The 20186-nt window shown below is 58.4% G+C and carries 20 protein-coding genes; 4 read left to right on the top strand and 16 right to left on the bottom strand.

The annotated features are described in order from the left end of the window. Nucleotides 1-20: 20 nt before the first annotated feature. The 3 genes from K8I01_04850 to radA are packed head-to-tail and all read right to left on the bottom strand — an operon-like array spanning nt 21 to nt 3707. Nucleotides 21-734: a Crp/Fnr family transcriptional regulator gene (locus tag K8I01_04850; GenBank protein ID MBZ0219743.1), complete on the bottom strand. Its 714-nt coding sequence runs from the start codon at nt 732-734 to the stop codon at nt 21-23. Further along, nucleotides 731-2281, bottom strand: a complete 1551-nt coding sequence (locus K8I01_04855) for a tetratricopeptide repeat protein (GenBank protein MBZ0219744.1) — start codon at nt 2279-2281, stop codon at nt 731-733. Before K8I01_04855 ends, K8I01_04850 begins: the two co-directional genes overlap by 4 nt. Before the next feature lie 37 nt (nt 2282-2318). Next, entirely contained in the window at nt 2319-3707 is a 1389-nt protein-coding gene (gene radA, locus K8I01_04860; GenBank protein MBZ0219745.1) for a DNA repair protein RadA, read from the bottom strand. 110 nt (nt 3708-3817) lie between these two features. Here radA and K8I01_04865 point away from each other — a divergent pair, with 110 nt between their 5' ends. Both K8I01_04865 and K8I01_04870 read left to right on the top strand, forming a co-directional pair. Then, a complete protein-coding gene (locus K8I01_04865; protein MBZ0219746.1) occupies nt 3818-5395 on the top strand; it encodes a HEAT repeat domain-containing protein in 1578 nt (525 codons plus the stop codon). Further along, nucleotides 5392-6726 (top strand): HD-GYP domain-containing protein, encoded by a 1335-nt coding sequence (locus tag K8I01_04870; GenBank protein MBZ0219747.1) that lies wholly within the window; start codon nt 5392-5394, stop codon nt 6724-6726. The genes K8I01_04865 and K8I01_04870 overlap by 4 nt, the downstream gene beginning before the upstream one ends. Before the next feature lie 72 nt (nt 6727-6798). Here K8I01_04870 and K8I01_04875 read toward each other — a convergent pair whose 3' ends face one another. Together K8I01_04875 and trmFO are read right to left on the bottom strand one after the other, a co-directional pair. Continuing rightward, a complete protein-coding gene (locus tag K8I01_04875; protein MBZ0219748.1) occupies nt 6799-7362 on the bottom strand; it encodes a HEAT repeat domain-containing protein in 564 nt (187 codons plus the stop codon). A 25-nt stretch (nt 7363-7387) separates the two neighbouring features. Further along, nucleotides 7388-8680, bottom strand: coding sequence for a methylenetetrahydrofolate--tRNA-(uracil(54)-C(5))-methyltransferase (FADH(2)-oxidizing) TrmFO (gene trmFO, locus K8I01_04880; protein MBZ0219749.1), 1293 nt, complete (start codon nt 8678-8680; stop codon nt 7388-7390). Nucleotides 8681-8800: 120 nt separating this feature from the next. On the opposite strand from trmFO, the gene K8I01_04885 reads away from it, so the two are divergent. Further along, nucleotides 8801-9097, top strand: a complete 297-nt coding sequence (locus K8I01_04885) for an acylphosphatase (protein MBZ0219750.1) — start codon at nt 8801-8803, stop codon at nt 9095-9097. 22 nt (nt 9098-9119) lie between these two features. Beyond that, on the top strand, nt 9120-9725 hold the full coding sequence (locus K8I01_04890; protein MBZ0219751.1) for a hypothetical protein: 606 nt from the start codon (nt 9120-9122) through the stop codon (nt 9723-9725). On the opposite strand, the gene K8I01_04895 is transcribed toward K8I01_04890, so the two are convergent. The 11 genes from K8I01_04895 to dxs all read right to left on the bottom strand — a co-directional run bounded on the left by K8I01_04895 (nt 9706) and on the right by dxs (nt 20181). Beyond that, on the bottom strand, nt 9706-10008 hold the full coding sequence (locus K8I01_04895) for a hypothetical protein (protein ID MBZ0219752.1): 303 nt from the start codon (nt 10006-10008) through the stop codon (nt 9706-9708). The genes K8I01_04890 and K8I01_04895 overlap by 20 nt on opposite strands. Then, nucleotides 10005-10841 carry a 16S rRNA (cytidine(1402)-2'-O)-methyltransferase gene (gene rsmI / locus K8I01_04900; GenBank protein MBZ0219753.1) on the bottom strand — a complete coding sequence of 279 codons (837 nt, stop codon included), beginning with the start codon at nt 10839-10841 and terminating at the stop codon, nt 10005-10007. The genes K8I01_04895 and rsmI overlap by 4 nt, the downstream gene beginning before the upstream one ends. Next, entirely contained in the window at nt 10838-11599 is a 762-nt protein-coding gene (locus K8I01_04905) for an ABC transporter permease (GenBank protein ID MBZ0219754.1), read from the bottom strand. Before K8I01_04905 ends, rsmI begins: the two co-directional genes overlap by 4 nt. Nucleotides 11600-11610: 11 nt before the next feature. Continuing rightward, on the bottom strand, nt 11611-12555 hold the full coding sequence (locus K8I01_04910) for an ATP-binding cassette domain-containing protein (GenBank protein MBZ0219755.1): 945 nt from the start codon (nt 12553-12555) through the stop codon (nt 11611-11613). A gap of 72 nt (nt 12556-12627) precedes the next feature. Continuing rightward, nucleotides 12628-13674: a PAS domain-containing sensor histidine kinase gene (locus K8I01_04915; protein MBZ0219756.1), complete on the bottom strand. Its 1047-nt coding sequence runs from the start codon at nt 13672-13674 to the stop codon at nt 12628-12630. Nucleotides 13675-13683: 9 nt separating this feature from the next. Further along, on the bottom strand, nt 13684-14388 hold the full coding sequence (locus K8I01_04920) for a response regulator transcription factor (GenBank protein MBZ0219757.1): 705 nt from the start codon (nt 14386-14388) through the stop codon (nt 13684-13686). After that, on the bottom strand, nt 14351-14776 hold the full coding sequence (locus K8I01_04925) for an arsenate reductase ArsC (protein ID MBZ0219758.1): 426 nt from the start codon (nt 14774-14776) through the stop codon (nt 14351-14353). Before K8I01_04925 ends, K8I01_04920 begins: the two co-directional genes overlap by 38 nt. A gap of 160 nt (nt 14777-14936) precedes the next feature. Next, nucleotides 14937-16355 carry an NADPH-dependent glutamate synthase gene (gene gltA / locus K8I01_04930; GenBank protein ID MBZ0219759.1) on the bottom strand — a complete coding sequence of 473 codons (1419 nt, stop codon included), beginning with the start codon at nt 16353-16355 and terminating at the stop codon, nt 14937-14939. A gap of 246 nt (nt 16356-16601) precedes the next feature. After that, on the bottom strand, nt 16602-17453 hold the full coding sequence (locus K8I01_04935; protein ID MBZ0219760.1) for a sulfide/dihydroorotate dehydrogenase-like FAD/NAD-binding protein: 852 nt from the start codon (nt 17451-17453) through the stop codon (nt 16602-16604). A gap of 78 nt (nt 17454-17531) precedes the next feature. Further along, a complete protein-coding gene (locus K8I01_04940) occupies nt 17532-18287 on the bottom strand; it encodes a TlyA family RNA methyltransferase (protein MBZ0219761.1) in 756 nt (251 codons plus the stop codon). 1 nt (nt 18288) lies between these two features. Then, nucleotides 18289-20181, bottom strand: a complete 1893-nt coding sequence (gene dxs, locus K8I01_04945) for a 1-deoxy-D-xylulose-5-phosphate synthase (GenBank protein ID MBZ0219762.1) — start codon at nt 20179-20181, stop codon at nt 18289-18291. Nucleotides 20182-20186 lie beyond the last annotated feature (5 nt).

Here is a 20186-nt window from a genome sequence, read left to right on the forward strand (position 1 = left end):
GGGCGGGACGTCCAGAGCCCCTATTCACCGAGCTCCTTGAGCCTTGAGAGCGAGTTTATGACAATTTCCTTCCGCCTTATGTCGATTATGCCCTCTTCCTTGAAGCTCTTCAGGAGCCTTATCGACGTCTCCTGCGTTATGCCGAGGAGCTCCGCTATCTCGAGCCTGGAGAGCGTGAGGTTCAGCTTGACGGCCCCGTCCTCCTTGACCCCGTAGTCGGTTGCGAGGGTGTAGAGGAGGTGCGCGAGCTTTTCCCTGGCGTTGAGGAGCCCGAGGCGGCTTATCCTCTCGTAGGCGCTGTTGAGCTCCTTGCCTAGCGCTATGATGAGCTTCCGGGCGATGGCCGGCTCGGTCTCCAGGATCTTAAAGAGCGCGTGCCGGTCGATGTAGCAGAGGTCGCAGTCCTCCATCGAGACCGCGGTGTTCTTGTAGGTGCGCGCGTTATAGAAGACCTCGAAGCCGAGGAGGTCTCCGGGGTTCAGTATCTTGATTATATGTTCCTTCCCCGTGGAGGACGACCTTACGAGCTTGACCCTGCCGGCCCTGAGGATGTAGATGCCGGTGCAGTCGTCGCCTTCCATGAAGACTATGCCGCGCTTCTTGTAATTGTTTACGACTACGGCTTCCTTGAAGGCCTCGAGCTGCCTTTCGTTCAAGCCGGTGAAAAGGGTGTTCTCCCTTATATGGCACCTGCAGAGCGCGCAGACCGATTCCTTGTCCAGCGTGGTTTTCATTGCACCGACCCCGTCCCGAAATAATCGCCTTCCAGCGCCGCGACCCTCCCTGAAGAAAGCTCCCTGAATGGGAAATCCCCCCTGTACGGCACGACCGCAAGGCTCACGTCCTTGCCTTTCATGTCCCTTATAAGCTCCACGACCTCGCTGTCCGATATCGGGCCGCCGGTCTTCCAGTCGACCGTCTGGAGTTTCATGAGGACCCTCGCGGGGTCGCCCACCGTTTTGATCGCGTCCTCGGCCATCTTCGCTATCATCTCCCGTATCTCGCCCTCTGTCTTTTCGAGCTCCTCGCCCATCTGCCTGTGGTATGCCATTATCGAGAAATAATCGAAGTCCGCCCTGAGCGCGGCGCTTAAGTCCTGTGAGAGCCAGGCAAGAGCGTAAGGCGGGTTCGTGACGCTCTCGTACATCAGGTTTATCGCGAATGCTGTACCCGGCCTCCTTTTCCTTACCGCCTCCTTCAAGCGCCCCGCGACGTCGAGAAGACGCCTGTTCTTCCACGTGGCCCATTTCCAGAAGAGCGGGGTGTAATGCACGGCCTCGGAGCCCGGCACGCGCGCATAGAGCTCCTCAGGGACGAGCTCTGCGCCGAAGTCCTTTCTGAATAAAGCCGCAGCGTGCGGCCCGAGCCCCTCGTTGTGCTTGAAGACCATGTCGTCCTGAAAGAGCACTCCGTCTATGTCGTTAAGCGCAAGGTCCGAATAAATCCTTTCGAGCCTCTCGACGGCCGCCTCGTTAAAGAGGTCCAGCCCCTTGCACCTCGCGTAGGCCCTCGCCGGGAGGTCGTATGACACGCACGCGAGCCCCTCGTCGTCCTCTATCCCGTAGTCCGCGTACCGGGTGGTCATCCATGCGAAGACCTTGAGCCCGTTGGCGCGCGCAAGCTCCGTAAGCCTGGGGAGTATGTCATCCACTACCGGCGCGTGCTCCGTTTCGAAGTACACGCCCTGCTTCCCCGAGGGGCTGGCTGCGGGGTAGTACCTGTCGCCGCTATTATGGAATACGCGGAGGATGACGGTATCGATGCCTGAGGCCTTCAGGGCCGCCATCTCCTTATCGACCTCGGCGAAGGTCATGCCCTCGAAACGCATGACCTGGACCGCCCTCAACCCGGGCCTTTTCTCCCTGAGGACGGGTCCCGGCCGGGCCGGAGGAGAAGGACGCTTAAGCTTCTCGACGGCTTCCGTCATCTTTATTTCAGCTACTATCGCGAAAGGGCTTTCCGGGAAATTCGAGATGTAAAGCTTCCACTGGGATTCGGCTTCATTGTACCTGCCAGCCCGCATGTAGGCCTCGGCCATGCTGAACTGCGCCTCTGGAATGAGGGGGCTTCCGGGGAAATTCTCTATGAACCTTCCGAGCTCCCTCAGGGCGCCGTCGTAATCTCCCTCGTCCATCAGGAACCTGGAGTAGTTGAACTGCCCGACGTCCGTAAAGTATTTATTTGAGCCCGCACGGGCATCCTCCGGCACTCCGGGGAAAAGGGAGGCCAGGAAAAAGACCAACGCCGCTATCGCGGCCGCCCCGCTCGAACACTTCTTCAATCGCCGCTCCCGCCCCGCAAATGTGGGTTTTATTATATCAAATCGGGCCCTTCCGGGCCACAGGTAAAGAGAAGAGCCCCTCCAGGGCCTCTTTCACCGTTGAAACGCCGTCGAGGACGATATCCCCGTGCCCCTTGAGGCCCTTCAGGCTGTCCCTGGGCATTATGCACCTTTTAAACCCGAGCTTGGCGGCTTCCCGTATCCTGGGTTCGACCTGGCTTATGGCCCTCACCTCTCCGGCGAGGCCGACTTCCCCGAATATGACCGTGCTCGGCTCGATTGGCGTATCCATGTAGTTGGAGGCTATTGCGGCAAGGACGCCCAGATCGACCGCAGGCTCCTCCAGCTTAAGCCCGCCCGCAACCTTGATGAATATGTCGTGGTTAGCGAGCTGCACCCCGGCCTTCTTTTCAAGGACCGCCGCAAGGAGCATGACCTTGTTGTAATCCACTCCCACGACCGTCCGCCTCGGCATCCCGAAAAGCGTCGGGCAGACGAGCGACTGCACCTCCACGAGTATCGTCCGCGTGCCTTCGAGGCTCGAGACCACGGCCGAGCCTGACGCCCCCTCGGGCCTTTCGGCCAGAAAGACTTCCGAGGGGTTCGACACCTCCCGGAGCCCCTCCTCCTTCATCTCGAATACGCCTATCTCCATCACGGAGCCGAACCTGTTCTTTACCGCCCTCAATATCCTGAAGGCATGCCCCCGCTCGCCCTCGAAATAAAGGACGGTGTCGACCATGTGCTCGAGGACCTTGGGGCCCGCTATGGCCCCCTCCTTGGTGACGTGCCCGACAAGAAAGACCGGGACTTCCATTGATTTCGCGGCGGAGGTCAACCGGGCCGATATCTCCCGCACCTGGCTTACGCTGCCGGGAGAGGACTCGAGCGCCTCGGAGTAGATGGTCTGCACGGAGTCCACCACAACGGCGGCGGGCCTTACCTCCCTAAGCGCCTCGATTATCCTTTCTAGGGATGTCTCGGGATAGACCAAGAGGTCCCCGCTTACGGCCCCGAGGCGCTCGCCCCTTAGCCTTATCTGCCTGGAGGATTCCTCGCCCGTAACATAGAGGACCTTGAGCCCCTTCCCGGCAAGCGCGCTCATCGCCTGAAGGAGTATGGTCGATTTGCCTATGCCCGGGTCGCCGCCGATGAGTATCGCCGAGCCCGGCACGATGCCGCCCCCGAGCACCCTGTCGAACTCGGCTATGCCGGTCTGGACCCTGTCCTCTTCGGTTATGCGGAGCTCGGAAATCGGCTCCGGGCGGCCGGATGACTCAGGACGCCTCGGGCCGGACTTCCTCTGAGGCGCGGCCTTTTCCTCCAGGAATGTGTTCCAGCCTCCGCAATCAGGGCACTTGCCGAGCCATTTGTGTGACGTGTTCCCGCATCCCTGGCAGGAGTATATAGTCTTCTCTTTGGCCATCTCTTCCTCTGGAAACGGGCTTTCGGCAAATTACTAAACGGCAGGCTTACAGATTGACAAAGACTGCAGTTTTGCTATCATATCCGGGTCAAAATATGGAAGCCAGGGAAATGCCTGCAGAAACCGACAACTACGCCACCATACTAATTGAACTCATAAAGGCTGTCAAGATGCACAATTTCTATCCGCAGGGGCATCCTCAGCTCGAGTCCGTAATCGAAAAATCCTTCCTGCACCTTAAAAAAAGCATAGACAAGACAGGCGAGCTCAAGTGGCGCGTTGACCAGCGCGGCTTTTATTTCGGCAAGGTCCCCTTCGGCGCCGGGAACCCCGAGATAGGCGCAATGGCCAAGAAGCTCTTCTTCAGGAAAGTAAAGGAGATAGCCTTCACGCCTGGGCTCAGGCCGTCGGACTTGAAGGTGTTCATATCCGCGGTGAACACTGAGCCCGAGGAGATACAGGCCGGTGGAGGCGTCGAAGCTTTCTTCGCTCGTCACGGCATAGAAGGCATCCTCCTAAACGAGCAGCACTACGAAGACATAAAAAAGCTCAAGGCCGAGCTTAAGGATAAGGAAGAGGAAAAGGCCGTCACCGACGACCATGCGAAGAAGGCCGGAGCCTCCGAACAAAGCAAGAAGGAAGAAGAAGAAAAGAAGCAGGAAGAGGTCCGGGATGAGCCGCTTCACGAGCTCGTTACCCGGCTTAAGGCCGAGGACGACCCGATAAGGTATAACGACCTCGCCGTTAGGATAAGGGAAAAGCTGGAACTCCTCCTCATCGACGGGAAGACGGACGAGGCTTTTCCGGTCCTCATCGTCTTCCACGAGCATTCGGAAAAGCATTCCGGGAAGAGCGACGCGATAGTGGAGGCCGCCCTTGAAAAACTCAAGGGGCTTCTGACTCCGGAGACCCGCAAGTATCTCGCTGCCAAAGCCGGCTCTAACGACGAGGCAAACCGGTGGGCGGTGCAAGGAATGCTCCTCGCGGCGGGCTCGGACGGCGCCAATGCGCTCCTGGACGAAATAATAACCGCCCCGGAGGCGGCGGCAAGGAGAAACCTCTTTAACGCCCTCGTGCTCTTCGGGCCGGAGCTCCGCCCGCTTGCCGAGGCCAGGCTGGAGCACCCGGAATGGTACGTCACAAGGCAGATGGCCGCGCTCCTGGGCGAGATAGGCGGCGAGGAGGCCCTGCCAGCGCTTGAGGCCGCGTACAACAACCCCGAGCCGCGCGTGAAAAAAGAGGTACTTAAGAGCATGGTCAAGATAGGCGGCGGCCGCGTAACCGATTTCATGGTCAAGGTGCTTAGCGAAGACGACCAGTCCATAGTCGCTCAGGCCATAATCTCGCTCGGGGCGTTGAAAGACGCCTCGGCAGTTGACGCGCTCAAGGACATAGCTTTCAAGCGGGAAGGTTTTGCCGAGCCCTCCGATGCCGCGAAGGAGGCTGTAAAGGCCCTCGGCATGATAGGCGACCCGAAAGCGGTCCCGCACTTGAGGAAGATACTCTCCAGGAAGGTCTGGTTCGGCAGGAAAGCGAACGAGGAGATGCGCTCCATGGCCGCCCTGTCCCTCGGCATGATAGGCACCCCCGAGGCGATAGAGGCGGTGGAAGACGTTTTCGCCCACTCGGCAGGCGAGCTCTTCATGGCTTGCAAGCGGGTCCTTGACGGAAGAGGTAAAGAGAGATGAACGGAGATAACAGGGAAAACATTCTCAAAAACATCAACGCGGCGCTCAAGAGCAGGAAGCTTTACCCGGCAGGCCACCCGGCGACCACCGCTCCGGTGGCGAAGACCTACGCCCTGCTCGTAGACGAGCTGCAATCCAGGAACAATCTGGTTATCGCCCTGGTGAACGAGGCGCTCCTCTACGAGGAGGACTTCATCCAGGACGCCGAGAAGCTCTACGCCGACCTAATCCAGCACATGGGAGCGAAGAACATCGACGCCCTCATCTTCGAGAAAGGGCTTTCGGAGAAGGAGATGGGCTCGCTCTTCGAGATAATGGCCGGCGCCGACATAAAGGGCGCGGAGCTCCAGAATGAGATGTACAACAAGGGCGTTACCCACATAACGCTCAAGTCCATGCCCATTGGCAAGCGGAACATTCTCGAGATATACAACGGAGCGGTCGAGGTCGTAAAGAACGTCATGGGCGAGGTCCGGATGGGGAAGATCCCCAAATCCGAGCCCGTCGAGAGCATCATAGGCGAGATGACGGACTCGGTCCTATCGGACCCGAACGCCATGATCGGGCTTACGATGATAAAGAACTACGACAACTACCTTTACAACCATTCGGTGAACGTCTCCATCCTGTCCCTTTCGCTCGCGAAGTTCATGGGTCTTTCGGACCAGGAAGTACACGACGCGGGGGTCGGCGCGCTACTCCATGACATCGGCAAGACCGGCGTCTCCGAGCAGATAATAAGGAAGCCCGGTGGGCTCAGTTCCGAGGAATGGGAGAAGATAAAAGAGCACCCTCTGCTCGGCTCGAACATCATAAAGAGGATGGCGGGGATGAACGAGGCGGTCGGCAGGATCATATACGAGCACCATATAAAGTACGACCACTCGGGCTACCCGCAGACCACCTCGAGCCTCCATCCCCTGAGCCAGATAATCTGCATATGCGACGCCTATGACGCGCTCACGACCTTAAGGGTCTACCAGAAGCCGCACGACCCGTCCGAGGCCATACGGATACTCACGAACTTCTCGGGCAAGCACTTCAACCCCGAGACGTTGAGCGCGTTCGTCCGCATGATGGGCGTCTACCCCGTGGGCACAATGGTAAGGCTTTCGTCGAACGAGGTCGGCGTGGTAAAGAAGCTCAACCAGGACGCCCCGGAAAGGCCGGTAGTGAAGGTGCTCTACGGGAGCGACGGCGTGGAGGCTGCATCTCCTTACGAGCTCGATCTCCTCTCGAACAGCTCCCTTGATATAGTCACGAACGTGAACCCTTCCTTTACGGCTACCGACCTCGAATCCTTTTTCGAGAGGGAGGCGACGGAGGGCTGATTCCGTATCGCGGCATAAATAAAAAAAGGCAAGCCGGGCGGCTTGCCTTTTTTTTACATTTATACGATGGCCTTATCTGTCCATCACCCCGAGCCCCCTGAGGGCAATCGACTTCATCTTCAGGTTGCCGTTCTTCGCAAAGTGCAGTAGCGCGTCTTCGGCTCTCTTGTCACCTATCATCGAGACCGCTTCGAGAGCGCGCTCCACCACACCCGGGTCCTTGTGCTTGAGCGCGTGCACCAGCGGGCCGAGGAGCCTCTGGTCCCTGAACCCGGAGAGCGATTCGATAGCGGCCCTGACCACTACTTCGTTCTCGTCCTTAAGGGCCTCTACAAGGGCCTGAAGGGTCGAGTGGTCGCCGAGAGAGCCCAGCGCCCTCGCCGCAGCGGCCCTGACGTCCTCTGAAGCGTCCTTCAGGGCTCCCGTAAGCGCCCCGGCTATTTGCGGGCCCCTCAAGTCGGAGAGCGCGTAGATGACTCGTATCTTCTCGAGCATGGCCCCCGCGGAGAGCTTTCTAAGGAGCTCTTCGAGCCTGTCTCTCGCCTGGAGCTTCTCAAGCGCCCACGCGGCCGATTTCCTGACCTCCTCGTCGGCCTCCTTTAGCGCGCCGATGAGTACCTCTTTACGCCTGTCCATGCGCTAATCTATATCAGAACGGAAATCAAGTTGCAAGGGTTACGTCAGCCCACCTTGAGAAGTCCTCTATCGCCCTAGCGGCCTGCATCTCCCTCCTAGTCTTGCCCTCTATATATGGAAGGAGGCCCATATTGGCGTTCATGGGGGAGAACTCCCCTTCCTTTCCGGAGATGTAACGCATGAGCGCGCCCGAAATGGTAGTTTCTGGCGGGCAGACTAGCGGAAGCCCCCTTGCGGATCTCAGCGCGTTTATCCCCGCCAGGGCCCCTGACATGGCGGATTCCACGTAGCCTTCAACGCCGGTAATCTGCCCCGCGAAGAAGAGCCCCGGGGATTTCTTGAGCTCCTCGCCGCATGAGAGGAGCCTCGGGGAGTCCAGATAGCTATTTCTGTGGAGCTTCCCCAGCCTCGCGAACTCCGCCTTTTCGAGCGCTGGTATCATCCTGAATATTCTTTTCTGCTCCGGGTACGCGAGCCTCGTCTGGAAGCCGACCATATTATAGAGCGTGCCGTCCCTGTTCTCGCGCCTTAGCTGCACGACCGCAAAGGGCCTCTTTCCTGTCCTGGGGTCTATAAGGCCGACCGGCCGCATGGGGCCGAAGAGGAGGGTCCTGGGGCCCCTCTCGGCCATGGCCTCGATGGGCATGCAGGCCTCGAAGCTTTCCATCTTCTCGAACTCGCGCGCCCTGGCCCTGTCCGCCTTTACAAGCTCTGCATAGAAGGCCTCGTACTCGCCCTCGCTAAGGGGGCAGTTGATGTAATCGCCCCCGCCCTTCCCGTAGCGTGAGGCGAGAAAGGCGCGTTCCATGTCAATCGATTCCGCATACATTATCGGCGCGACCGCGTCATAGAAATTGAGCCCTTTGCCTACGAGCCCCTCAAGCGCCGTTGCAAATGCGTCAGAGGTGAGCGGGCCTGTCGCCACGACCAGCGGACGGTCTTCCGGCAGTTCCTTTACCTCTCCCCTTTCCACTTGCACACCGGCCCGCTGAAGCTCGGAAGTTACGAATTCCGAAAAAGCGCTCCTGTCGACCGCCAGGGTCTTCCCCGCAGGCACACTCGTCGCCTCGGCGGCCCTTATTATGAGAGAGTCGATTGCGCGCAGCTCGGACTTCAGCACCCCCGAGGCGTTATCAAGGCTGTCGGATTTAAGGGAGTTGCTGCAGACAAGCTCGGCCAGGGTGGGCAGGTTGTGCGCGGGAGAGAACCTATCCGGCTTCATCTCGCGGATGACGGCCTTCCCGCCGAGCCTCGATACCTGCCACGCGGCCTCGCACCCGGCAAGCCCGCCGCCTATTATGGTGATATTCCCGCTCACATGCCCTCCCCTGCCATTCAATTATAGTAACCCCCTGCCCTCTCCTCTTCAAGCCCATTTATGAGAGCACGCCCCCCACGGGCACTTGCGGCCCGCGTTTTTTTGTGATAGCTTCTCAAAATGGACAGGATGGTAAGGGCCCGCGTAGTCATAGAAGGCCGCGTGCAGGGAGTAGCCTTCCGCGCGAGCATGGTCGAGGAAGCAAGACTCCACGGCGTAGCCGGATGGGTAAAGAACAACCCTGACGGCACGGTCGAGGCCGTGGTCGAGGGCAAGGAAGGGCCGGTAGGCAAAGTGCTCGAATGGTGCCGCCAGGGACCGCCGCTTGCGCGAGTCGACGATGTGCGCCTGAATTGGGAACCGTTCAAGAACGAATTCGACGATTTTACAGCCCTTACTAGATACAGCACATATTGAGGACGGAAAGACGAGGCTCGCCATGATAAAAGACAGAGAGGGGAAAATAAAAACGGCAGGGTTCCGGATGATGGCGTTCCTGCTTGTCCTCCTGGCCGTCGCCTATGGATGCCATCCAAGGCCCAGAGCAGCCATGTACCTTGCGCCGGACGAAAAGGGGCCCATGGATTACAAAGCCGTGGCAGGGGCCGGAATAATCGAGAACGGCTATATGAAAGTCGCCGCACGCCAGGTGCGGAAAGGCGAGGAAGGCTCGGCCCTCCTTGCGAGGCTACTGGAGGAAAACTTCATAATAATAGACCTCGTTATCCAGAACACATCCGAAAAGACGATAATCTACAAACCGAACCTCACTTCGCTTACGAACGACGCGATGGACTTCCTGAGGCCGCTCGATTATACCGACCTCTATGATTTCGGAGAATTCGACGCGCTCGATGAGATACGCGGGAGGTTCTACGACCTCGACGTTACGCTAAAGCCCGGCCAGAGGTCCTCGCGACTCCTCATATTCAGGCCCGTATCCAAGAACGCAAAAAAGGCCGCCCTCAATATAGACGACTTTTACCTCGGGACCGACACGCTGAGGCTCACCTTCCCATTCTCGTTCAAGGCGCGTACTCTTTGACCTTATCCGCGCTTTTATCCACGGCCTGCTTTGTCTTCTCTATCGTCTTCTGGACGGCCCCCTTGGCGTTTTCGGCCTTTTCCTTGACCGTTTCGGCCGTATCTGTTATGGCCTCCCTTGCCTCCCTTGCCGTGTGCTTAAGCCCCTCCTCGTACTTCTCAAGCCTTGCCCCCGCCTCTTCGGTCTTGCTGCCTGCGAGCCTCAAATACCCAGGGCCGCCGAAATAGAGGAACGCGGCGATTGCGATTATTCCGAGCAGGAAACCGAACAGCACTTTTTTCATTCTTTGTCCTCCCTTGATTCCGCCCTGATCGCGAGGGCCGCCTTATAGACCTCGGCCCTTGGAAGGCCGAAGTCTTTTGCCACGGCCTTTACGGCTTCGTTGAGCTTCGCCCCGGATGAAAGGAGTGTTTCGAGGGCCGGAATGAAATCACCTTTGGCCTTTTCACGGGTCCGGACGGCTATGGTCACCTCACCTTTTACCTCCCTTTCCCCGAGTTCGTCCATGACCCTGCTCACATTTCCCCTTATTATCTCCTCGTGCACCTTCGTAAGCTCGCGTCCTATTGCTATTTCCACCTCCCCGAGCGCCTCCATCATTATCGCGAGCGTCTTTTTAAGCCTCCGGGGGGATTCGTAAAAAATGTAGGTGTGAGAGCCGGAAAGGCCCGAAAGGAGATCCTTAAGTGCGCCCTCCTTTTCCGGGAGAAAGCCCTTGAAGGTGAATTCATCGGTTGGAAGCCCCGATACGCTCACGAGTGAGATTATGGCCGAAGGGCCCGGCACTGGCACCACTTCGATAGCGTTCTCCAGCGCGAGCCTCACGACCCTGAAGCCAGGGTCGGATATTCCGGGCGTGCCCGCGTCAGAGACGAGCGCGACATCCGTTCCTTCCTTTAGCTTATCGAGGAGAAGACCCGCCTTCTCCCGTTCATTATGCTCGTGGTAGCTCGTAAGCGGGGTGTCTATCCCGTAATGAGTGAGGAGCTTTCTGGTGTGCCTTGTGTCCTCGGCCGCTATCAGGCCCGCTTCCTTCAAGACCCTTACTGCCCTGAAGGTCATATCCTCGAGGTTCCCTATCGGGGTAGCGACCACGAAAAGCCTTCCCTTCCTCATTTCCTCCTCTCGAAGACAAAGGCCGAAGCGAAGGTAAAGGCGATTGCGAAGACCGAGACGAAGACGATATCAACGAGCATGGGGAACTCCGGCGCAAGCCGCCCGGTTCCGGGCAGCAGCACGTGCTTGAAGGAATCAACGCCGTAGCAGAGCGGGTTTACATATGCGAACACCTTTATATACGGCGGTAGCGACCCTACTGGATATAACGCGCCGCTCAGGAAAAACATCGGAAGCACTATGAAATTCATGATCACGTTAAAGCCTTCGAGCGAGGCAAGGAACGAGGCGACGAAAAGGCCTAGGGCCGTTATGGCGAGCGCGACGAGGGCCATCAAAATGAGCATGGCGAGAAAATCCAGGACTCCCACCCCGAGCCCGAGGAATGGAGCTATTAATAGCAGGGCAGCACCCTGAAATAACGATAGTGTTGTGCCTGAAAGGAGCTTCCCGAATACTATGGTGACCCTTGAGACCGGGGACACCAGCATCTCCCTCAAGAACCCGAACTCCCTGTCCCAGACGACGGATATGGTCGAGAATATGGAACTGAAGAGTATGGTCATCCCGACTATGCCGGGGAGTATGAACTGTATGTACTCGACCTCCTCGGTATCTATGAGCATGGTAAAGCCCGAGCCAACGATGAAAAGCCAGATAAGCGGTCTCGCGGCTGTGACGACGAGCCTTCCCTTCTGGCGGAAGAACCTCTTGAATTCCCTTAAGGTTATGACGTAAATGGCTTTATATGCTAGCATTTCCTGACTCGCTACCCCCGGAGTCTCTGTTGTCCGCCGTTCTCCCTTATTTCCCTGCCGGTAAGGTTTATGAAGACGTCCTCCAGGCTCGGCCTCTTCAGGTTCACGGAGACGACGCCCACGGAAAGGGCCTCGAATAGCCTAGGTATGAACTTCTCGCCGGTCTCTACCGTAAATGCGAGCCCGCCTTCGAGCCGCCTGGGGCTGAGGCCAAATTTGTCGCCTATCTCGGAGGCGGCGGTCCCGTCGTCGGTCGTCCGGAGGTATATCGTATCGCCCCTCAGCGCCCTCTTGAGCTCATCGGGGCTTCCGCAGGCGATTATCCGGCCCCTGTCTATTATGGCGATCCTGTCGCAGACCTCGGCCTCTTCCATGTAATGGGTGGTCATGAATACGGTATTGCCCTCGGCCCTTTTAAGGTCCATTATGAACTCCCAGACATGGCTCCTGGTTTGAGGGTCGAGCCCCAGAGTGGGCTCGTCGAGAAAGAGGACCTTGGGCCTGTGGAGGAGTCCCCGCGCTATCTCAAGCCGCCTCTTCATGCCGCCCGAGAATTTCCTTACGAGGTCGCCGCTGCGCTCGCTTAAGCCGACCACATCCAATATCTCCCTTATCCGGGCCTCCGCGAGCCTCTTCTCCATGTTGTACATGTAGCAATGGAACTTGAGGTTCTCGTATGCCGTAAGGTCGTTATCGAGGGTTATCTCCTGGAAAACAAGGCCAATGGATGAGCGGACGCGGTGGGCTTCATTCCTGCAGTCGTGCCCGTTCACGAGGGCTGTCCCGGAATCGTAGCCGAGGAGGGTGCAGAGGATGTTTATGGTCGTCGTCTTTCCCGCGCCGTTAGGTCCGAGAAAGCCGAAGGTCTCGCCCTCCTCCACCTCGAAGGAGACGCCGCTTACGGCCTCGATCCCGTTATACCTCTTTACGAGGTCCTTTACCTGGATTATTGACATTGATTGAACGCACCCGCCGAATATCCGGCGGATTATAACATAAATCCCGGGGTAAGGTCGGATTTATTAGCTTTATTGAGGGATAGGGGATCCGGGCTTGCATGCTTTAAGCGAAAAGCTGAAGGTGGAGCCTGCACCAGGGGCGCTCTCCACGTGGAGCCTGCCGTTATGCCCCTGGATTATGTGCTTCACGATGGCGAGGCCGAGGCCGGTCCCGCCGAGCTCCCTGCTCCTGGCCTTGTCCACCCGGTAGAAGCGCTCGAATATCCTCGGTATGTCGGCGGCCGGTATGCCGATACCGGTGTCCTTTACCTCTACCCTCACGCTCTGGCCGTCCGAGCCCGCCGTCACGGTCACCAGCCCGCCCGAGGGGGTGTACTTTATGGCGTTATCGAGGAGGTTCACCAGCACCTGTTCGAGCCTGTCGTGGTCGCCGAGTGCCTTTGGGAGCCCCTCGGGTATGCCGGTCGATACAGTTATGGACTTGTCCCTGGCCTGCTTCTCGAACGCCGGTATCATCGAGAGCACGAGGTCTTTAATATCCACCGGGGCGGAGACTATGGTCATCTGGTGGGATTCGAGCCTGGAAAGGGTAAGCAGGTCGTCTATGAGCCTCGACATCCTTGTCGCGTGCCTGTCGATAACGCGGAGGAATTCCTTAAGCGTCTCTCCGTCATCCATGCCGCCGTCAAGGAGGGTCTCTGAGTAGCCCTTTATGGAGGCAAGCGGGGTCCTTAGCTCGTGCGAGACGTTCGCGACGAAGTCCCTTTTTATCGTCTCTACCCTCTTCTCCTCGGTTATGTCCTGGAGGAAGAGGATGAGCGAGAAATCCGCCTTCTCCTTTATCGGGACGAGCCTTGCGCTGTAGAAGACAGGGCCCTCGCCTATCTCCATGCTCTCGGGGATTGCGCGCCGCTTCTCAAGGAAGCCGGTCACGGCCTTAAGGAGGGCCGCGTTGGTCATGAACCCGGAAACGTGCTTCCCCTCAACACCGCCCTCGACCGGGAAGAATTGAAGGAATGACGGGTTTGCGTAGAGCGCCGAGCCGTTCCGGTCCAGGACAAGGACGCCTATCCTCATCTCGCGGGCGATGGTCTCTAATATAAGGTATTTGCCCATGCGGCGACCCTACTCCTCCCTGAACCTGTATCCCACGCCTCGCACCGTCTCGATAAAGTCGCCTGCCCTGCCGAGCTTCGACCGGAGCCTTCTCACATGGGTATCGACGGTCCTCGGTATGACGAAACAGTCCCTGCCCCAGGCCCTGTCGAGGATGGCGTCCCTGCTCAAGACCCTGCCCCCGGCCTGCATGAGCGCGGAAAGGAGACGGAATTCGGTAGTCGAAAGTTCTACAAATCTACCCTCGACAGAGACTTTGTGCTTCGAGAGGTCGACCGTCAGGCATTTGAATGCTATGACCCGGCCCTCTTCCCCGTCTCCGGGCCGCTCGGACGTCCTCTTGAGGACCGCCTTGACCCTGAGTATCAGTTCCCTGGGGCTGAAGGGCTTTGTTATGTAGTCCTCGGCCCCCAGCTCGAACCCGATTACCTTGTCTATCTCCTCGCCTTTTGCCGTGAGCATTATGACCGGTATGCTTTTGGTGGAATCAATGGACTTAAGCCGCCGGAGCACCTCGGTGCCTTCCATATTGGGGAGCATTATGTCGAGTATCACGAGGTCGGGCCTGTTGGTCCTGGCGGACTCTATCGCCTCGGGGCCGTCCTTTGCCAGGAGTATGCGGAACCCGGCCTTCCTGAGGTTGTACTCAAGCAGGTTCAGTATGTCGGATTCGTCGTCAACGACAAGAATCCTGGACCCGTTCGCATTCTGCAATGATAAGCTCCCTGACCCTTTTCTCTATATCATTTCTGACCCGCTGCATGACATCCCAGGGCCTTCCGAGCGGGTCCTCTATCATCCAGTCGTATTTCCTGCCCTTGAACCAGTCCGGGCATATCTCGTCGGCAGGGGCCGAGCCCATTGTGACCACCACGTCAGCCCACCTTATGTGCTCGTCCGCAAGCTGATCAGACGACTGGCCGGAGATGTCTATCCCGGCCTCCTTCATGGCCTCTACTGTGCTCCTGTTAAGGTAGCCCGACGCGCTCGTGCCGGCGCTACGCACCTCCACCTTTTCACCGCCGTGCCGCTTTGCGAAGCCCTCGGCCATCTGGCTCCTGCAGGTGTTCCCCACGCAGACGAATAAGATCTTGAGAGCCATATCGTTGAGTCCTTTTTCACTGGGTTTATCAAACCATTTTACACGCGGAGAAACCCGGAGGCAATAACAAAACCGAATAAAAAAAGCGGGCCGCCTTCGGGCGGCCCGCTCGGACTGACACAGAGTCAGGGGAAAAGATCGATTTTTAGGGGATTGCCTTCTACCAAACTCCGGTCGTAAGATACTCTTGCATGGACGCTGCAGCCTTCCTGCCGTCTCCCATGGCGAGGATGACGGTAGCGCCTCCCCTCACGATGTCGCCGCCCGAGAAGACCCCTTTCTTGCTGGTCCTGCCGGTATCTGGATCTACTGTGATATTCCCCCACTTGTTCACCTTTATATCAGGCGAGGTCTGGGGTATGAGGGGGTTGGCCCCGTTCCCTATTGCCACGATAGCCACGTCCACCTCCATGGTAAACTCGGAGCCGGGGACCTCCACGGGCCTCCTCCTCCCAGAATCGTCGGGAGGGCCCAATTCCATCTTGAGGCACTCCATCGCCTTGAGCCTTCCGTCGTCGTCGCCTATGAACCTCTTTGGCGCGGTCAGGAGCTTGAAGATGAGCCCTTCCTCCTCGCCGTGGTGTATCTCCTCTATCCTCGCTGGCATTTCCTCCCTCGAACGCCTGTAGACTATCGAGACCTCCTCGGGGCAGAGCCTTAGCGCGGTCCTGGCCGCGTCCATGGCCGTATTGCCGCCGCCGATGACCACGACTTTCTTGCCGCGTATTATGGGGGTGTCGTACTCCGGGAACATGTAGGCCTTCATGAGATTCACTCTCGTAAGGTACTCGTTCGCCGAATATACGCCAGCGAGGTTCTCGCCGGGTATGTTCATGAAATTCGGAAGCCCAGCTCCCGAGCCTATGAAGACGGCGTCAAAACCGTTCGAAAGGAGCTCGTCGACAGTCTCTATCTTCCCTACTACGGCATTCAATACTATCTCGACGCCCATGCGCTTAAGATACTCGACCTCCGACTGGACTATCTTCTTGGGAAGCCTGAACTCGGGTATGCCGTAGACCAAGACACCGCCCGCGACGTGGAGCGCCTCGAATACCGTGACCTTATGCCCCTTCTTTATCATGTCTCCGGCTACTGCAAGCCCAGCCGGGCCCGCGCCGACGACCGCGACCTTCTTGCCGCTCCAGGAGGGTATCTGGGGGATGGTTATCTCTCCGTGCTCCCTCTCGTAATCGGCGGCGAACCTCTCGAGCCTCCCTATGGAGACCGGCTCGTTCTTCTTCCCGATGACGCAGACCTTCTCGCACTGGTCCTCCTGCGGGCAGACCCTGCCGCAGACCGCCGGAAGCCCGTTCGTCTCCTTTATCTTCCTCGCCGCCTCGACGAACTTGCCCTCGGCTATAAGCCTCAGGAACCAGGGTATGTCTATATTGACCGGGCAGCCGCCAACGCAAAGGGGCTTCTTGCACTGAATGCACCGCCTGGCCTCTTCCATCGCCTGCTCAGGGGTGTACCCGTAAGGGACCTCATAGAAGTTCCCCACCCTCTCCTTGGGGTCCTGCTCAGCCATGGGCTGCTTGGGTATTTTCATCCGTTCCTTAATTTCCTTCGGGTCCATATCCATCTCGGGACTCGCTCCTTATGTCATCGTAGAAAGAAGTTAGCTTGAGAGTGCGTCAGAGTTTTCCGGGGGAAACTTTCTGTAGAAAGGTTTGCCCCAGACCCCCTTCAAAGACTTTTAGTTCCTGAGCGGACCCCCTTTTAAGGGGTCCGCTCAGGAAGAACTGAAAGTTTTTGGAGAGAGTTTGAGAGAAACTTTTTACAAAAAGGTTCTCTCAAGAAAAACTCCCACAAGCCTCCCGAGCTACTTCCTCTCGTAGCACTTCACGCCTTCGTGGTAGGTGAGCTCCTCCATTGCGAGCTTTTCTTCTTTCATATAGCTCCTGTTCCTTAGTATGAGCTCGGCGAAGTCCACCTGGTGGCCGTCGAACTCCGGGCCGTCCACGCATACGAACTTGGTCTTTCCGCCGATTGTAACCCTGCAGGCCCCGCACATGCCGGTGCCGTCGACCATTATGGGATTGAGGCTTACGACTGTGGGGATTCCATAGGGCTTGGTGACGTTACTTACGGCCCTCATCATGGGCACGGGGCCTATCCCCACGACACAGCCTATCTTCATGCCTTCGTCGATGAGGTTCTGGAGCACCTGTGTTACGAAGCCGTGGTGGCCGTAGCTCCCGTCGTCGGTCGTCACATGAAGCTCGTCGCTTACCTCCCTCATTTCCCTTTCGAGTATGAGGAGGGACTTGCTCCTTGCGCCTATTATGGAGACGACCTTATTGCCGGCCTCCTTCATGGCCTTGGCGATCGGATACACGGGCGCGGTGCCGATGCCTCCGCCCACGCACACGGCTATCCCGAAGTCCTCGATGTGGGTGGGTTTGCCGAGCGGGCCGACGACGTCGAGGATGTTATCGCCGACTCCCATGTTCCCGAGCATGGCGGTCGATTTCCCGACCTCCTGGACGATTATGGTGATGGTCCCCTCGCGGGCGTCGGAATCGACTATGGTGAGCGGTATCCGCTCGCCTGCCTCATTGAGCCTCAGGACCACAAACTGTCCGGCCTTCCTTTTCGCGGCTATTTTAGGGGCCTTGACCTTGAACTGGTATACGGTATGGGCCAGCTCTTTTTTGTCCGTTATCTCGAACATCGATGGACTCCTTGTGAAGTTATCCGGGCGCCAAAAGCCGGAGAATGATACCAGAAGAGGTGCCGGGTTTCAATAGAATCAGCTTTCGATCTTTTCTAAAAAAATCCAGAATTCCCTGTTCCCCTTCGCCCCGGTTATCGGGGACTCGCCCCTTGAGACGACCCGGTAGCCGACCCCTTCCGAGAACCTCGCTATCCTCTCGACCACTTCGGCGTGCATGCGGGGGTCCCTCACGACCCCGCCCTTCCCGACCTGCCCCTTCCCGACCTCGAACTGGGGTTTGATAAGGGCCAGGACCGCTCCTTTTTCCTTCAGGAATTCCCTGACCTTGGGCAGTACCTTTTCAAGGGATATGAACGAGACGTCTATGACAGCGAGGTCGACCGGTCCGCCGACCTCGGAGGGATCCAGATACCTTATGTTCCTTTCCTCAAGGACGACCACCCTTGGGTCGGACCGGAGGCTCTGGTCTATGAGCCCTTTTCCAACGTCAACGGCATATACCTTTGCAGCGCCCCTTTTAAGGAGGCAGTCGGTGAAGCCGCCTGTCGAGGCGCCTATGTCAAGGGCCGTCATCCCGGCCACATCCAGGCCCGTCTGGTCGAGAAACGAGGCGAGTTTCACGCCGCCCCGACCTACGAACGGGAGGCCTTCCTTCAGCGATATTTCGGACTCGGGGTCTATCTCCCTGCCCGGCTTATCCACCAGCGCGCCCTCCACGAAGACCTTGCCCGCCATTATGAGGGCCTGGGCCTTTTGGCGGCTCTGAACAAGCCCCTTTTCGACGAGGAGGCTGTCTATCCGCTCCTTTTTCCTTTTCTGCCCGCCTCCCACCTTAGAAGGCCATCTTGAGACTGCCGGAGCCCGCGACAAGCGCCTTCGTGGCGGCCTCGATGCCCTCGGCGGTAAGGCCGAGCCTTGCCCGTAGCTCCTCCTGGCTCCCGTGCTCGATAAACTCGTCGGGCACTCCGAGCCTCTTTACCGGGACCTGCACACCGCGCTCTTCAAGGAGCTCAAGCACCGCGCTCCCGAAACCGCCCTGCAGAGAGCTCTCCTCGACAGTGAGGAGCGCGCCTGCCGATGAGGCGGCCTTCAGGATGCACTCGGAATCCAGCGGCTTAGCGAACCTCGCGTTTATGACCCCGGCCTTTACGCCCGCCTTTTCAAGGCGCCCGGCTGCTTCGAGGGCCGGATGGACCATGTTCCCTATCGCGAGTATCGCGGCGTCCTTGCCTTCTTTAAGCACCTCGGCCTTGCCAAGAGGAATCTGCCTCATCGGCCCTGATGTGTCGACGCCCGTGCAGGCGCCCCTCGGGTACCTGAGCGCAACCGGCCTGCCGTACTGCACGGCCGAATAAAGGAGATGCCTCAGCTCGTCCTCGTCCTTGGGCGCGGCGACTATCATGTTCGGCAGGTGCCGGAGGTATGCGATATCGAAGAGGCCGTGGTGGGTGGGGCCGTCCTGCCCCACTATTCCGGCCCTGTCCATGGCTATCACTACCGGCAGGTCCTGGAGGCAGACGTCGTGGAAGACCTCGTCATAGGCCCTCTGCAGGAAGGTCGAATAGATGGCTGTGACCGGGACAAAACCCTCCCTCGCAAGCCCGGCCGCAAAGGTAAGGGCGTGCTGCTCCGCTATGCCTACATCAAAGAACCTGTCCGGGTATTTTTCTGCGAATTTAGAAAGGCCGGTCCCCTCGGGCATTGCGGCGGTTATGGCGACGACTCGCCTGTCCGAGGCGGCGATATCAAGGAGCGAGGAGCTGAATACGTTGGTATATGATTCCTTTGAGGGCTTTCTCGGCTTTCCGGTCTCCCTTATGAAGGGCCCCACGCCGTGGAAGGCGGCCGGGTCGGATTCCGCCGGGAGGTAGCCCTTGCCTTTCTTTGTAAGCACGTGGAGCAATACCGGGCCTTCGCTTGACGATACGTCCCTTAGCGAGGCAACCAGTGCCTCGATATCATGGCCGTCAAGAGGGCCGACATAGTGGAACCCGAGCCCCTCGAAAAGCATACCTGGAGTGAGGAGAGTGATTATCGAGTCCTCCGCCCTCTTGGCGATATCAAGGAGTCTCGTCCCGAACCTGGGTATTGTCTTTATGAACCTCTCGAGCTCCTTCTTGAGGTTCATGGCGAAGCGGCCTGTCAACTTCCTGCTAAGGAACTGGGAGAGGGCCCCTACGTTTTTCGAGATGGACATCTCGTTGTCGTTGAGGATGACTATCAGGTCCTTCTTGAGGTGCCCCGCCTGGTTGAGCCCTTCGAAGGCGAGTCCGGCCGTAAGCGAGCCGTCGCCAATGACAGCAACCACCTTCCTCTTGCTGCCCGCGAGGTCGCGGGCAGAGGCCATGCCGAGGGCAGCGGAAATGGATGTCGACGAGTGCCCGGCTACGAAAGCGTCGTAAGGGCTCTCCGAAGGCTTCGGGAAACCGCTAATGCCGCCGTACTGCCTGAGCGTCCTGAACTCGTCCTTCCTTCCGGTCAGTATCTTATGCGCGTAGGCCTGGTGGCCGACGTCCCAGACGATCCTGTCATAGGGGGTGTCGAGCACATGGTGGAGGGCTATCGCTATCTCGACCGCTCCGAGGCTCGAGGCGAGGTGACCGCCCTTATCGGAGACGGTCTCGATTATGAGCTCCCTCACCTCTCCGGCAAGGGTCCTGAGCTCATCCGGGCCGAGGGCCTTCAAGTCCGCCGGGGACTTGATTCTCTCAAGGACGCTCTTCAACGCGG

This window comes from Deltaproteobacteria bacterium, assembly GCA_019912665.1.
In the GTDB taxonomy this organism is placed as follows: domain Bacteria; phylum Desulfobacterota; class GWC2-55-46; order GWC2-55-46; family GWC2-55-46; genus UBA5799.